We start from the raw sequence: 14,090 nt of genomic DNA on the forward strand, positions 1-14,090 counted from the left end.
TGGATTGGCCACTGCGACAAGGCGCACTTCCCTGCACGGCCCGTGAGTGCAACGCTTCGTGATCGAATGCTTCACGCCAAGTTGCCAAGTCGACAATGTGCCGAGTGCCGAACCGGCCACTGAGGCGCGACGCGACACAGTAGATTCGATCTTGACTGTCTACGGCGGGGGACTCGTGCAGGACCGAGGGGAAACGTGCAGGAGCGACACAACCGAGGAGCCGCGACCACCGAGGGGGGCTTAGCAGTATGAGCCACGACTCCACTGCCGCGCCGGAAGCTGCGGCCCGGAAACTGTCCGGGCGACGCCGCAAGGAGATCGTCGCGGTGCTGCTGTTCAGCGGCGGCCCCATCTTCGAGAGTTCCATACCGCTGTCGGTGTTCGGGATCGACCGCCAGGACGCCGGCGTGCCGCGCTACCGCCTTCTGGTGTGCGGCGGCGAGGAAGGCCCGCTGCGGACCACAGGGGGCCTGGAACTCTCCGCGCCACATGGCCTGGAGGCGATCTCGCGGGCGGGCACGGTCGTCGTGCCGGCCTGGCGCTCGATCACCTCGCCGCCACCCGAGGACGCGCTCGACGCACTGCGCCGGGCGCATGAGGAAGGTGCCCGCATAGTCGGGCTGTGCACCGGCGCCTTCGTCCTCGCTGCGGCGGGCCTATTGGACGGCCGCCCCGCGACGACGCACTGGATGTACGCACCGACGCTGGCCAAGCGCTATCCGTCGGTGCACGTGGATCCGCGAGAACTCTTCGTGGACGACGGTGACGTCCTGACGTCGGCGGGCACAGCGGCCGGAATCGATCTCTGTCTCCACATCGTGCGGACGGACCACGGCAACGAGGCGGCCGGAGCTCTGGCCCGCCGCCTGGTGGTCCCCCCGCGCCGAGCCGGCGGTCAGGAGCGCTACCTCGATCGATCTTTACCGGAGGAGATCGGCGCCGACCCGCTGGCCGAGGTCGTCGCCTGGGCGCTGGAGCACCTCCACGAGGCGTTCGACGTCGAGACGCTGGCGGCACGCGCGTACATGAGCCGTCGCACCTTCGACCGCCGATTCCGCTCGCTGACCGGCAGCGCACCGCTGCAGTGGCTGATCACCCAGCGGGTGCTCCAGGCTCAGCGCCTGCTGGAGACGTCGGACTACTCGGTGGACGAGGTCGCGAGCCGCTGCGGCTTCCGCTCGCCGGTGGCACTGCGCGGGCACTTCCGGCGCCAGCTCGGCTCGTCGCCGGCCGCGTACCGGGCGGCGTACCGCGCGCGGCGTCCGCAGGCCGAGAGGTCGACGGACCCGGAGCCCGCCGTCGGCCCACCCACGCCGCCGGGCCCACCGCCGTCGCCCTACCCGGAGGGCGGCCCGGTCCCGCTCCAGGCCCGCCGCACACCGGCGCCGAGCGCCCTCGGCGCGGCCGCGTCGCTGTCGGTGTCGTCGGAGAACGGCCGCGAGGCCTACGCGACGAGCCGGGCGAGTCTGCCGGGGCAGCGCAGCGGCTCGTGACGTGACCTTGTGACGCCGGACGGGCATCCCAGCCCGTCCGGCGTTGTGAGAACGAGGTCCGGGCATCCCAAATGGCGACGCCAGCTTTAGGGTGGTCGCATGAACGATCGCATGGTGTGGATCGACTGCGAGATGACCGGCCTCTCGCTGTCCGACGACGCGCTCATCGAGGTTGCCGCCCTCGTCACCGACTCCGAGCTGAACGTCCTCGGCGAGGGCGTGGACATCGTCGTCCGCCCGCCGGACTCGGCGCTGGAGACGATGCCGGAGGTGGTGCGTCAGATGCACACCGCATCCGGCCTGCTCGACGAACTCGCCGGTGGCACGACGCTGGCGGACGCCGAGGAACAGGTCCTGGCGTACGTACGCGAACATGTCAAGGAACCCGGCAAGGCCCCGCTGTGCGGCAACTCCGTCGGCACCGACCGCGGCTTCCTGCTGCGCGACATGCCGACGCTGGAGGACTACCTCCACTACCGCATCGTCGACGTCTCCTCGATCAAGGAGCTGGCCCGCCGCTGGTACCCGCGCGCGTATTTCAACAGCCCCGAGAAGAACGGCAACCACCGGGCCCTCGCCGACATCCGCGAGTCCATCGCCGAACTCCGTTACTACCGCGAGGCCGTCTTCGTGCCCCAGCCCGGCCCGGACTCGGACACCGCGAAGTCGATCGCGGCGAAGCACGTTCTGCCTGCTCAGTAGGGGTGTGAGGAGGGTGCCAGGGGGCGCCGCGGAATCTGTGCGCGAGCACCCCTTCGGACCCTGTACACTTTTTCTCGGCCGGTCGGGGAAACCCAGAGCCGGTCATGGTGGGTGTAGCTCAGCTGGTAGAGCACCTGGTTGTGGTCCAGGATGCCGCGGGTTCGAGTCCCGTCACTCACCCTCACCCTTCAGCCGGTGACTTCATCGAAGTCACCGGCTGAGGTGTTTTCCGGAGAACAGAGCGGACCCCCACGTGATCAGGGGCATCACGTGGGGGTCCGCTCATTCCGTTCGCCCGGACTACTCCACCGTCACCGACTTCGCCAGGTTGCGCGGCTTGTCGATGTCCCGGCCGAGCGCCAGCGCCGTGTGGTAGGCGAGGAGTTGCAGCGGGATGCCCATCAGGATCGGGTCCAGCTCGTCCTCGTTCTTCGGGACCACGATCGTCTGGTCGGCCTTCTCCTGGGGCTGGTGGGCCACCGCGAGGATCTTGCCGCTGCGGGCCTTGATCTCCTCCATGGCGGCGCGGTTCTTCTCCAGGAGGTCGTCGTCGGGGACGATCGCGACCGTGGGGAGGGCCGGCTCGATGAGGGCCAGCGGGCCGTGCTTGAGCTCGGAGGCGGGGTAGGCCTCGGCGTGGATGTAGGAGACCTCCTTGAGCTTGAGGGAGGCCTCGCGGGCGACCGGGTAGCCCCGGACGCGGCCGATGAAGAGCATCGAGCGGGCCTCGGCGTACTGCTGGGCCAGCTTCTCGATCTCCGCCTCCTGCTCCATGATCTCGGCGATCTGGGCGGGCAGCTTGCGCAGGCCCTCGATGATCCGCTTGCCGTCGCGGACCGAGAGGTCGCGGGTGCGGCCCAGGTGGAGGGCCAGGAGGGCGAAGGCGACCGTCGTGTTCGTGAAGCACTTCGTGGAGACCACGCAGACCTCGGGGCCGGCGTGGACGTAGACGCCGCCGTCCGCCTCGCGGGCGATCGCCGAGCCGACGACGTTCACCACGCCCAGCACCCGCGCGCCCTTGCGCTTCAGCTCCTGGACGGCCGCGAGGACGTCGTACGTCTCGCCCGACTGGGAGACCGCGATGTACAGGGTGTCGGGGTCCACCACCGCGTTGCGGTAGCGGAACTCCGAGGCGGGCTCGGCGTCCGCGGGGATGCGGGCCAGCTCCTCGATCATCTGGGCGCCGATCATGCCCGCGTGGTACGAGGTGCCGCAGCCGAGGATCTTCACCCGGCGGATCTGGCGGGCCTCGCGGGCGTCCAGGTTGAGGCCGCCGAGGTGCACGGTGGAGAAGCGGTCGTCGATGCGGCCGCGCAGGACGCGGTCCACGGCGTCGGCCTGCTCGTGGATCTCCTTGTGCATGTAGGTGTCGTGGCCGCCCATGTCGTACGACGCGGCCTCCCACTCCACGGTGGTCGGCTCGGCGGTCGTACGGGTGCCTTCCGTCGTGTACGTGCGGAAGTCGTCGGCCTTCAGGGTGGCCATCTCGCCGTCGTCCAGCGTCACTATCTGCCGGGTGTGGGCGACCAGGGCCGCGATGTCCGAGGCGACGAACATCTCCTTCTCGCCGATGCCGAGGACGACCGGGGAGCCGTTGCGGGCGACGACGATGCGGTCCGGGTAGTCGGCGTGCAGTACGGCGATGCCGTACGTGCCCTCGATGAGGCGCAGGGTCTCGCGGACCTTGTCCTCCAGCTTCTCCGCCTGCGAGCGGGCGATGAGGTGGACGAGGACCTCGGTGTCGGTCTCGGAGAGGAACTCGACGCCGTCCGCCTCCAGCTTGCGGCGCAGGTCGGAGGCGTTGTCGATGATGCCGTTGTGGACGACGGCGACCTTGCCCTCGGCGTCCAGGTGCGGGTGGGCGTTCAGGTCGGAGGGGGCGCCGTGGGTGGCCCAGCGGGTGTGGGCGATGCCGATGGTGCCCTTGAAGCGCGCCGGGACCTTGGCCTCCAGGTCACGGACCCGGCCCTTGGCCTTGACCGTCTTCAGGCCCGCCGCCTTCGGGGAGGTGACGGCGATGCCCGCCGAGTCGTAGCCGCGGTACTCCAGGCGCTGGAGGCCCTCCAGCAGCAGGGGTGCTACGTCACGCTTCCCGATGTATCCGACGATTCCGCACATATATATAGGTATCCCTAGCCGTAGACGATCCGGCGCAGCTGGCGGAGCGTGAGCTCCGGTGGGGCCACTGCCCGGTATTTCAGGTCCGCCTCGATCCGTTCGAAGATCGTCGCGTTCACCAGGCCCTGGGCCTGGAGCTCGCGGTGGCGGCGACGGACGAACTCCTCGGTCGTCTCGTCGAAGTAGGCGAGCACGTCCTGGATCACCCGCAGCGCCTCGCCCCGCTGGAGGGGCGTGCTGCGGGTCAGGTGATCAACAAGGTCGTCGTGCACTCGGTAGATCCTGGGGTATGGGGGACCGGTTCGCAAGAATCCTGCCCGATTTCGGGCAAGAGGGTGTCAGAGGCCTTTGGGACAGTTATGGAACAGCCATGGGTGTTCGTTGGGCGGTTGTTCCGCGGGGGGATGTCTGCGGCGACCAACTTGTGGCGCCATGGACATTCCTCGTATGGGAGTACCCGAGCAGCTCGCCGAGCGCATGAGCATGGCCGAGCAGCACGAGTACCTGCGCGCCAAGTTCTCCCGGCGCAACATGATCAGAGGCGGCGCCGTCACGCTCGGCGCCGTCACGGGTGGCGCCTTCGTGCCGGGCGCCACCGCACAGGCCGCCGTACCCACACAGACGGCGCCGCGTACCGAGACCGTCGACGGCGCCCTCGTCGCCCCCTTCGGCCGCCACCTCGCCTACGGCAACGACGCGCGCACCGAGATGACCGTCTCGTGGCAGGTCCCCGTCGCCGTGAAGAAGCCGTTCATCCGGATCGGCGCCCACCCCTGGGACCTCTCCCGCAAGATCGAGGCCGAGGTCCGCACCCTCTACACGCCGGCCGGCGTCGGGGCGAGTGCCGACCACACGCAGTACTACGTCCATGCCAAGCTGGCCCACCTCAAGCCCGGCCGGACGTACTACTACGGCGTCGGCCACCAGGGCTTCGACCCCGCCGAGCCGCACCTCCTGGGCACCCTCGGCACCTTCACCACCGCCCCCGCGCACAAGGCGCCGTTCACCTTCACGGCCTTCGGCGACCAGGGCGTCAGCTACCACGGCCTGGCCAACGACAGCCTGATCCTGGGCCAGAACCCGGCCTTCCACCTGCACGCGGGCGACATCGCCTACGCGGACCCGTCCGGCGCGGGCAAGACCGCCGACACCGGCTTCGACTCGCGCACCTGGGACCAGTTCCTGGCCCAGACCGAGTCGGTCGCCAAGTCCGTGCCGTGGATGGTGTCGTACGGCAACCACGACATGGAGGCCTGGTACTCGCCGGGCGGCTACGGCGGCGAGGAGGCCCGCTTCACGCTCCCCGACAACGGGCCGGACCGGAAGAACCTGCCGGGCGTGTACTCCTTCGTCCACGGCAACACCGCGATCATCTCGCTCGACCCGAACGACGTGTCGTACGAGATCCCCGCCAACCTCGGCATCTCCGGCGGCACGCAGACCAAGTGGTTCGAGGCGCAGCTGAAGAAGTTCCGGGCCGCCCGCGACATCGACTTCGTCGTCGTGTTCTTCCACCACTGCGCGTACTGCACCTCCACCGCGCACGCCTCGGAGGGGGGTGTGCGCCAGGAGTGGGTGCCGCTGTTCGAGAAGTACCAGGTGGACCTCGTCATCAACGGCCACAACCACCAGTACGAGCGCACGGACGTGATCAAGGGCAACGAGGTCACCAAGAAGCTGCCGATCGGCGGCACGGCCTACCCCGAGACCGAGGGGGTCGTCTACGTCACCGCGGGCGCGGCCGGCCGTAGCCTCTACGCGTTCACCGCACCGGACTCCTACGAGGGGCACGAGAACGAGCAGGACTCCGTGGCCTCCTTCGTCAACCTCAAGGACGGCAAGCAGAACGAGACAGTCACCTGGTCGCGCGTGCGCTACCTGAACTACTCGTTCCTGCGGGTGGACGTCGAGCCCGCGGCGCGCGGGCGCTACGCCAAGCTGGTCGTGTCGGGCATCGCCGAGACCGGTGACCGTATCGACCACTTCAGGGTGGCGCGCCGGGCGAAGTAGGGGTGAGCGGGCCTTTCATCGGCGCTACATCCGTTTGAGAACCGCCTGCTTGGCCAGCGTGAACTCCTCGTCCGTCAGCACGCCCGTGCGACGGAGTTCGCCGAGTTCGCGCAGGCGGCGCAGGAGGGCGTCGTGGTCGTCCTCGGCGGACGCGACCGGAGGGGAAGGCAGCTCCGGTCGCGCGTCCGGTACGTCCGCGGCGCCCGGCCCGGCCGGGTGCGGCAGGCGGGCCTGGACCGCCGCCGCGACCAGGGCCATCAGGGGGTCCTTCTTGAAGCCCCACAGCTCGACCGAGTTCGGGTCGTACTTGGGCGGGGCCTTGGTGGGCGCGTTCCTGACGGTGAAGCGGAGGTGGCCGTTCTCCAGGCCCGCCGCCGGATGCCACTCCACCGCCACGATGTCGGTGAGCGGGAGGGAGCGGCTGCCGGCGGCTGCCTTGGCGTCCTCCGTCTTCCAGTTCCACTCCAGGCGGATGTGCTCGCCGTCGAAGCTCGCGGTGCCGTCCCCGGCGGAGACCGACAGGGGGACGGAGGGGCCCGGCACCAGGTACGCGTCGACCGGGTCGCCCGGTACCTGGTCCAGCAGCAGTGCGCCTCGCACCTCGTCCACGAAGTACGCGGCGACGCCGTAGCGGTCGGACTCGACGATCAGCTGGTACGGGTCGTTGGGCTCGGTGAGCCGGCCGCCCGTGGCGTGCAGCAGCGGGTCGGCGCCGTCGCGCAGGCGCAGCCGCAGCCGCCCGGCCTTCCTGCCCTGCTCGAAGGAGACCCCCGCCAACGCCTCCAGGGGGACGACCAGTTCACCCAGCGTCTTGCGGAACAGGCTGACGTTCTTGTCGCGCCCGGGAGTCAGCCGCAGGGCGTCGCCGTCGAAGACCCACGTGCCGTCCTTCTGGAGGATTTCCGCCATGGGGTGGATTGTTCCACCAGTCTCACGAGAGAGTGGTCCAGACCTCTTGGGGCTCAACGGCTCATGGAAGGGACACGCTTGTGAGAGATGGCCGTGTCAGACCGCACCACAGAACGCTTCGCCTGCTCGGTTCCCTGCTGCTGGTCGCGATGGGCGTCTCCGTGACCGGGGCCGCTCCCGCCCAGGCGGCATCGCCCACCCCGCTCGACCGCGTGGTCCCCGCGCCCGCGTCGGTCGCCCCGAGCGGATCCCCCTACCGGATCACCCGCGACACCCGCATCCGCGTCGACGACTCCCGTGAGACCCGCCGCGTCGGCGAGTACCTCGCGACCGTCCTGCGCCCCTCCACCGGCTACCGCCTCCCCGTCACCGCCCACGGCGCCGGCGGCATCCAACTGCGCCTGGCCAAGGGCCCGTACGGCGTCGAGGGCTACCGCCTCGACAGCGGCCGCAAGGGCGTCACCATCACCGCGGCCAAGCCCGCCGGCCTCTTCCACGGCGTCCAGACCCTGCGCCAGCTGCTCCCGGCGGCCGTCGAGAAGGACTCCGTCCAGCCCGGCCCCTGGCTGGTCGCGGGCGGCACCGTCAAGGACACCCCGCGCTACGGCTGGCGCGGCGCGATGCTCGACGTGTCCCGGCACTTCTTCACCGTCGACCAGGTCAAGCGCTATATCGACCAGCTCGCCCTGTACAAGATCAACAAGCTGCATCTGCACCTCAGCGACGACCAGGGCTGGCGCATCGCCATCGACTCCTGGCCGCGCCTCGCGACCTACGGCGGCTCGACCCAGGTCGGCGGCGGCCCCGGCGGCTACTACACCAAGGCCGACTATAAGGAGATCGTCCGGTACGCGTCCTCCCGCTACCTGGAGGTCGTCCCCGAGATCGACATGCCCGGCCACACCAACGCCGCCCTCGCCTCGTACGCCGAGCTGAACTGCGACGGCGTCGCGCCCCCGCTCTACACCGGCACCGAGGTCGGCTTCAGCTCGCTGTGCGTCGGCAAGGACATCACGTACGACTTCGTGGACGACGTGATCCGGGAGCTGGCCGCGCTGACGCCGGGCAAGTACCTGCACATCGGCGGCGACGAGGCGCACTCCACCAGCCACGAGGACTACGTCACGTTCATGGACCGGGTGCAGCCCCTCGTCGCCAAGTACGGCAAGACGGTGGTCGGTTGGCATCAGCTGACCGGGGCGACCCCCTCGCGGGGGGCGTTGGCGCAGTACTGGGGACTGGACGACACGAGTGCCGAGGAGAAGGCGCAGGTCGCCAAGGCCGCGCAGAACGGGACGGGGATCGTGCTGTCTCCGGCCGACCGGATCTACCTCGACATGAAGTACACGGCGGACACTCCGCTGGGGCTGGACTGGGCCGGTCTGGTGGAGGTGAAGCGGTCGTACGACTGGGATCCCGGTAACTACCTTCCGGGAGTGCCTTCTTCGGCGGTCCGGGGTGTCGAGGCGCCGCTGTGGTCCGAGACGATCACCAAGTCCGCCGACATCGAGTACATGGCGTTCCCGAGGCTGGCGGGCGTGGCCGAGCTGGGGTGGTCGCCGGCGTCCACGCATGACTGGGAGGGCTACAAGGTGCGGCTTGCTGCGCAGGCTGAGCGGTGGGAGGCGTTGGGGATCAGCTTCTACCGGTCGCCTCAGGTGCCATGGCCTACGGCGTGAGCGCGGTGATTTGTCTGCGGGACGGTGGGGGCTGGTCGCGCCCCGCGGCGGAGCCGCAAATTGACACAGCCCCGCGCCCCTAAACAGGGCGCGCACGCCTCGGACGTATAGACGTGCACCCCCGGGGGACCGTACCCCGGGGGTGCGCGCCGGTCTCATGGGGCCGTGGACTACAGCCCCGCGATGGGGTTCCTCAGGTTGCCGACGATCTGCAGTGCGCCCGCCGGGTCCGCGAGGTCCACCATCTGCTTGTTGTTGCGCAGCTGGAGGCGGTTGAGGCAGGACAGGGCGAACTCGGGGGCGAACATGTCGTACTGCTTGAACTTGTCGGCGAGTTCGGGCACCGAGTGCTGGTAGTCCCGGGTGACCTCGGCGACCGTGCGCCAGAAGTCGTCCTCCTCCAGGATTCCCTCGGCCGCGAGGTTCGCGGCGAGGAAGCGGAAGAAGCAGTCGAAGACGTCCGTGAAGATGGACAGGAGCTTCTTCTCCTCCGGCACGTCCACACGCAGCCGCTCGACCGTGGGCGGCAGCACCGCGTCCACGTCCATGACGGCGATCTCCTCGGCGATGTCCTTGTAGATCGCGCGCTGGACCACGCCGTCCTTCAGGGCCAGGATCACGTTCTCGCCGTGCGGCATGTACACCAGGTCGTAGGCGTAGAAGCTGTGCAGCAGCGGGGTGAAGTACGCCTTCAGGTAGCGGCGCAGCCACTGCGTCGGCGCCAGGCCCGACTGGGCGATCAGCGCGCCCGCGAAGGAGGCGCCCTCGTGGTCGACGTGGACCAGGGAGGCCATCGTGGCCAGCGACTCGCCCTCCTGGAGGGAGGCGACCGGGCTCTCGCGCCACAGCGCGGCCAGCATCTTGCGGTACGGCGAGTAGCGGTCGGTCGCCTTCTCGTACTCCAGGTGCCGGTAGCCGACGGCGGCGCGCTCGCGGATGATCGACAGGCCGGTCGACCTCAGCACCGGGTCGTTGTCGATGAGCTGGGCCAGCCAGTCGTTGATCGCCGGGGTCGCCTCCATGTACGCCGCCGAAAGGCCGCGCATGAAGCCCATGTTGAGGACGGACAGGGCCGTCTTCACGTAGTGCTTCTCGGGGCTGGACCGGTTGAAGAAGGTCCGGATGGACTGCTGGGCCAGGTACTCGTCGTCGCCCTCGCCGAGGCACACCAGGTGCTTCTGGGCGACCTCGGCGGCGAAGGTGATGGTGAGCTTGTTCCACCACTGCCAGGGGTGGACGGGGATGAAGAGGTAGTCGGCGGGGTCCAGGTCCTGCTCGCGCAGGACGCCGTGGAACCGCTCGACGGTCTCCTCGCCCAGCTCGTCCCGTACGAAGGCCTCGTACTCGATGCCGACGCCGGCCGTGAACGCGGCGCGCGAGCGGTGGGCCGCGAGCCAGACGAGCCGGACCGGGCTCCCGGTCTCGGGGGCGTACGACAGGTACTCGTGGATGCCGAAGCCGAGCCGCCCGTTGTTCGCGACGAAGCAGGGGTGGCCCTCGGTCATGCCGGTCTCGATGGCCTGGAAACCGGCCTGCGCCAGCTCGGCGACCGGGACCTGCGGCTTGGTGAGCTTGTAACAGGTGCCGGAGAGGGTGGAGGAGATCTCCTCCAGGTAGACCGGCAGGACCTCGTCGCTCAGGCCCAGGGACTTCTGCAGCTCGATGAAGAAGTCCAGGGCGGCGAGCGGGAGTTCGGCGCCGTCCCGGTGGCGGGTGATCGAGTCGGCGTCGACCTGCCAGTGGTCGAGGGCGCGGAGCACGGCCGTGAAGGTGTACCGGGTCAGGCCGTCGTCGCTGCGGACGACGTACGCGCCGGCGCCGGTGGCCTCCGGCGTGATGAGGCGCTCGTGCGCGAACTCGGCGAGTGCCTTGCGGATCAGGAGGCGGTTGGCCCGCGCCCAGCGGTGGGGGGACAGATGCGCTACGGCGTCGGACAGGGTCATACGGCTACTCCTCGGGCGGACAAGAACTGATCGCGCGTGCAGAAGCTGAGCAGCGCCTTTTTCTCCGGCTTCTGGATCTCACGCTCGGGCACGAAGCCGACGGCCTCGTTCAGCGCATGGACGGCCGTGTTGGAGACGTCCGGCTCCACCACGACGCGCTGCACCGTCGGGTCCTCGAAGAGGTACGCCATGACGGCGGTGATGACCGCCCTCGTGAACCCGCGCACGGGCGTGTCGGTCGCCGGGGTGAGGAAGTGCATACCGACGTCACCGGGCTGTGGCTCGTACAGGCCGACCAGTTCCCGGTGAGCGGGGTCGTACTTCTCCATCAGAAAGGCGGGGACGCCGTCCTGGAGGCCGAGCAGGGCGTGGTGGTGGTCGTCGGCCGCGATCTCCATGTAGGCGCGCTCGACGTCCTCCAGTCGCGCGTCCTGCATCATCCAGAAGGCGGCCTTGGGGTGGGTGACCCAGGCGTGCAGGAGCTCGGCGTCCTTCAGAGGATCGAGGGGACGGAACGTGAACGTCATACGGCGAACTCCTGGAACGCGATCGTCTTCTCGACCGGGTAGTACTCGGTGCCGAGCAGCTCGCGGATGATGTACGCGTTCCGGTACGGGCCCATCCCCAGGTCGGGGCTGGTGATGCTGTGCGTGTGGACGCCGGCGTTCTGCAGGAAGACACCGCGGCCGGTGACGTCGACGGCGTAGTTGCGGGCGACGTCGAAGTTGCCCTGGGAGTCGTAGACCAGGCGGTCCTTGACGGGCGCGAGGAACTCCGGCTCGGCGTACTTGTAGCCGGTGGCCAGGACCAGGCCCTGGGAGTCGAGCTCGTAGTCCTTCTGCTGCTCCTCCTGGCGCAGGGACAGGGTGTACGTGCCGTTCTCGTACCGCGCGCCGTTCAGCGAGGAGTTGGTGAGCAGTCGGGTGGGGACCGGGCCGCCGAGGTTCTTCTGGTAGAGCAGGTCGAAGATCTCGTTGATCAGGTCGCCGTCGATGCCCTTGAACAGGCCCTTCTGCTCGGCGGTGAGGCGGTAGCGGGTCGCCTCCGGCAGCTCGCGGAAGTAGTCGATGTACTCCGGCGACGTCATCTCCAGCGTGAGCTTGGTGTACTCCAGCGGGAAGAAGCGCGGGGAGCGGGTGACCCAGTTCAGCCGGTAGCCGTGGACGTCGATCTCGCTGAGCAGGTCGTAGTAGATCTCGGCCGCGGACTGTCCGGAGCCGACCAGGGTGATCGACTCCTTCTTCTGGAGCTCTGCCTTGTGCTGCAGATAGCGGGAGTTGTGCAGGAAGTCGCCGCCCAGGCCCTGGCAGGCCTCGGGTATGTAGGGCGGGGTGCCGGTGCCGAGGACGAGGTGGCGGGCGCGGTAGGTGTCACCGGCGGCCGTCCGCACGACGTACAGCTCGGCGCCTTCGTCGTACGTCACCTCCGTCACGGTGGTGCTGAAGCGGACGCTGCTCAGCCGGTTCGCGGCCCAGCGGCAGTAGTCGTCGTACTCGACCCGCAGCGGGTAGAAGTTCTCGCGGATGTAGAACGAGTACAGCCGGCCCTTCTCCTTCAGGTAGTTCAGGAAGGAGTACGGCGAGGTCGGGTCGGCCAGGGTGACCAGGTCCGACATGAACGGGGTCTGGAGGTGGGCGCCGTCCAGGAACATGCCCGCGTGCCACTCGAAGTCCGGCTTGGACTCCAGGAAGACACCGTCGAGTTCGGCGATCGGCTCGGTCAGGCAGGCGAGGCCGAGGTTGAACGGGCCGAGCCCGATCCCCACGAAGTCATGGGTTTTGGTCGGGTTTTCAGGACGCGCGGTCAAGGGACTCTCCCAGGTACTGCTCGGCGTGGCCGGCGATCAGGTCGAGGACGGCGGCGATGTCTTCGGTCGTCGTCTCGGGGTTGAGCAGGGTGAACTTCAGGTAGTGGCGGGCGCCCACCTTGGTGCCCGCGACCACCGCGTCGCCGGAGGCGAACAGGGCCTTGCGGGCGTACAGGTTGGCGCGGTCGATCTCGGCGGGGTCCGTGACGGCCGCCGGGATGTAGCGGAAGACCAGGGTGGAGAGCGAGGGCTCCACGACCACGTCGAAGCGCGGGTCGGCGGCCAGCAGCTTCCAGCCCTCCACCGCCAGGTCGCAGACCTCGTCGAAGAGCTGCCCGATGCCGTCGGCGCCCATCACGCGCAGGGTCACCCACAGCTTGAGGGCGTCGAAGCGGCGGGTGGTCTGGAGGGACTTGTCGACCTGGTTCGGGATGCGCTCGGTGACCATACGGCGCGGGTTGAGGTACTCCGCGTGGTAGGTGGCGTGGCGCAGCGTCGAGGCGTCGCGGACCAGTACGGCGGACGAACTCACGGGCTGGAAGAAGGACTTGTGGTAGTCGACGGTGACCGAGTCGGCGCGCTCGATGCCGTCGATGCGGTCGCGGTACTTCACGGAGGCGAGCAGGCCGCAGCCGTAGGCGGCGTCGACGTGCATCCAGGTGTCGAACTGCTCGCACAGCTCGGCGATCTCGGGCAGCGGGTCGATGGAGCCGAAGTCGGTGGTGCCGCCGGTGGCGACGACGGCCATCGGGACCAGGCCGTCCTTCTTGCAGCGCTCCAGCTCATGGGCGAGCGCGACGGTCTGCATGCGCTTGTCGTGGTCGACGGGGATGGAGACCACGGCGTCCTGGCCCAGGCCCAGCAGTTTCGCGGACTTCTTCACGCTGAAGTGGCTGACCTCGGAGGCGAAGATGCGCAGTTTCGCCAGGGAGTCGGTCTTGGCCTCCTCGCGGGCGAGGAGCAGGGCCTGGAGGTTGGACTGGGTGCCACCCGAGGTGAACACACCGTCGGCGTTCTCGCCGAGGCCTATTCGGTCGGTCGTCCAGTCGATGAGCTTGCGCTCGATGAGCGTGCCGCCGGCCGACTGGTCCCAGGTGTCCAGGGAGGAGTTGACCGCGGAGAGGATCGCCTCGCCGACCACGGCCGGGATGACGACCGGGCAGTTGAGGTGGGCGAGGTAGCGGGGGTGGTGGAAGTAGATCGCGTCCCGGAGGTAGACGTCCTCCAACTCGTCGAGGACCGCGGCGGTGTCGTGCAGCGGCTTGTCGAGGTCGATCGCGTCGATGGTCGGGGCCAGGGCGTCGACCGTGACGCCGGTGAACGGACGATCGGTGGCGGCGAGTTTGGCGGCCACCCGCTCGATTCCTTCGGTCACGGAGTGGCGGTACTGCTCCGCGGTCGTGTCATTGAGCAGGTGCGAGCGCATGGG

11 protein-coding genes and 1 tRNA gene are annotated in these 14,090 nt (G+C 69.0%); 5 read left to right on the forward strand and 7 right to left on the reverse strand.

What is annotated here, in order from left to right:
* The first annotated feature begins 248 nt into the window (after positions 1-248).
* From BLU79_RS25705 to BLU79_RS25715, 3 genes are all read left to right on the forward strand, one after another.
* Positions 249-1,493, forward strand: coding sequence for a helix-turn-helix domain-containing protein (locus BLU79_RS25705; RefSeq protein ID WP_093908259.1), 1,245 nt, complete (start codon positions 249-251; stop codon positions 1,491-1,493).
* Positions 1,494-1,592: 99 nt separating this feature from the next.
* Positions 1,593-2,195, forward strand: a complete 603-nt coding sequence (gene orn, locus BLU79_RS25710; RefSeq protein ID WP_093908260.1) for an oligoribonuclease — start codon at positions 1,593-1,595, stop codon at positions 2,193-2,195.
* A 107-nt stretch (positions 2,196-2,302) separates the two neighbouring features.
* A tRNA-His gene (locus BLU79_RS25715) sits at positions 2,303-2,375 on the forward strand.
* Between the two features lie 120 nt (positions 2,376-2,495).
* Here the strand turns inward: BLU79_RS25715 and glmS are convergent.
* Together glmS and BLU79_RS25725 are read right to left on the reverse strand one after the other, a co-directional pair.
* Positions 2,496-4,313, reverse strand: coding sequence for a glutamine--fructose-6-phosphate transaminase (isomerizing) (gene glmS / locus BLU79_RS25720; protein WP_093908261.1), 1,818 nt, complete (start codon positions 4,311-4,313; stop codon positions 2,496-2,498).
* Between the two features lie 14 nt (positions 4,314-4,327).
* Positions 4,328-4,585: a hypothetical protein gene (locus tag BLU79_RS25725; RefSeq protein WP_093908262.1), complete on the reverse strand. Its 258-nt coding sequence runs from the start codon at positions 4,583-4,585 to the stop codon at positions 4,328-4,330.
* Positions 4,586-4,760: 175 nt separating this feature from the next.
* Between BLU79_RS25725 and BLU79_RS25730 the strand changes: the two genes are divergently transcribed.
* Positions 4,761-6,323 (forward strand): purple acid phosphatase family protein, encoded by a 1,563-nt coding sequence (locus tag BLU79_RS25730; protein WP_093908263.1) that lies wholly within the window; start codon positions 4,761-4,763, stop codon positions 6,321-6,323.
* Between the two features lie 24 nt (positions 6,324-6,347).
* Here BLU79_RS25730 and BLU79_RS25735 read toward each other — a convergent pair whose 3' ends face one another.
* The gene (locus tag BLU79_RS25735) at positions 6,348-7,232 is read right to left on the reverse strand and encodes a DUF4429 domain-containing protein (RefSeq protein ID WP_093908264.1); all 885 of its coding nucleotides are present in this window, start codon (positions 7,230-7,232) and stop codon (positions 6,348-6,350) included.
* Positions 7,233-7,381: 149 nt separating this feature from the next.
* On the opposite strand from BLU79_RS25735, the gene BLU79_RS25740 reads away from it, so the two are divergent.
* Positions 7,382-8,911: a beta-N-acetylhexosaminidase gene (locus BLU79_RS25740; RefSeq protein WP_093908474.1), complete on the forward strand. Its 1,530-nt coding sequence runs from the start codon at positions 7,382-7,384 to the stop codon at positions 8,909-8,911.
* A gap of 170 nt (positions 8,912-9,081) precedes the next feature.
* Here the strand turns inward: BLU79_RS25740 and BLU79_RS25745 are convergent, their stop codons facing one another.
* Genes BLU79_RS25745 through desA form a run of 4 tightly spaced genes read right to left on the reverse strand, consistent with a single transcriptional unit; the run spans position 9,082 to position 14,087 of the window.
* Positions 9,082-10,854 carry an IucA/IucC family protein gene (locus BLU79_RS25745; RefSeq protein ID WP_093908265.1) on the reverse strand — a complete coding sequence of 591 codons (1,773 nt, stop codon included), beginning with the start codon at positions 10,852-10,854 and terminating at the stop codon, positions 9,082-9,084.
* Positions 10,851-11,381, reverse strand: coding sequence for a GNAT family N-acetyltransferase (locus BLU79_RS25750; protein ID WP_093908266.1), 531 nt, complete (start codon positions 11,379-11,381; stop codon positions 10,851-10,853). The genes BLU79_RS25745 and BLU79_RS25750 overlap by 4 nt, the downstream gene beginning before the upstream one ends.
* Positions 11,378-12,661, reverse strand: coding sequence for a lysine N(6)-hydroxylase/L-ornithine N(5)-oxygenase family protein (locus BLU79_RS25755; protein ID WP_093908267.1), 1,284 nt, complete (start codon positions 12,659-12,661; stop codon positions 11,378-11,380). Before BLU79_RS25755 ends, BLU79_RS25750 begins: the two co-directional genes overlap by 4 nt.
* Positions 12,645-14,087: a lysine decarboxylase DesA gene (gene desA, locus BLU79_RS25760; RefSeq protein ID WP_093908268.1), complete on the reverse strand. Its 1,443-nt coding sequence runs from the start codon at positions 14,085-14,087 to the stop codon at positions 12,645-12,647. Before desA ends, BLU79_RS25755 begins: the two co-directional genes overlap by 17 nt.
* Positions 14,088-14,090: the final 3 nt, after the last annotated feature.

Origin of the sequence: Streptomyces sp. cf386 (assembly GCF_900103585.1) — a bacterium.
In the GTDB taxonomy this organism is placed as follows: domain Bacteria; phylum Actinomycetota; class Actinomycetes; order Streptomycetales; family Streptomycetaceae; genus Streptomyces.

Coding starts and splice junctions, on each gene's coding strand:
- BLU79_RS25705 (WP_093908259.1), top strand. CDS start 249: ATGAGCCACGACTCCACTGCCGCGCCGGAAGCTGCGGCCCGGAAACTG.
- orn (WP_093908260.1), top strand. CDS start 1,593: ATGAACGATCGCATGGTGTGGATCGACTGCGAGATGACCGGCCTCTCG.
- glmS (WP_093908261.1), bottom strand. CDS start 4,313: ATGTGCGGAATCGTCGGATACATCGGGAAGCGTGACGTAGCACCCCTG.
- BLU79_RS25730 (WP_093908263.1), top strand. CDS start 4,761: ATGGGAGTACCCGAGCAGCTCGCCGAGCGCATGAGCATGGCCGAGCAG.
- BLU79_RS25735 (WP_093908264.1), bottom strand. CDS start 7,232: ATGGCGGAAATCCTCCAGAAGGACGGCACGTGGGTCTTCGACGGCGAC.
- BLU79_RS25740 (WP_093908474.1), top strand. CDS start 7,382: ATGGGCGTCTCCGTGACCGGGGCCGCTCCCGCCCAGGCGGCATCGCCC.
- BLU79_RS25745 (WP_093908265.1), bottom strand. CDS start 10,854: ATGACCCTGTCCGACGCCGTAGCGCATCTGTCCCCCCACCGCTGGGCG.
- BLU79_RS25750 (WP_093908266.1), bottom strand. CDS start 11,381: ATGACGTTCACGTTCCGTCCCCTCGATCCTCTGAAGGACGCCGAGCTC.
- desA (WP_093908268.1), bottom strand. CDS start 14,087: ATGCGCTCGCACCTGCTCAATGACACGACCGCGGAGCAGTACCGCCAC.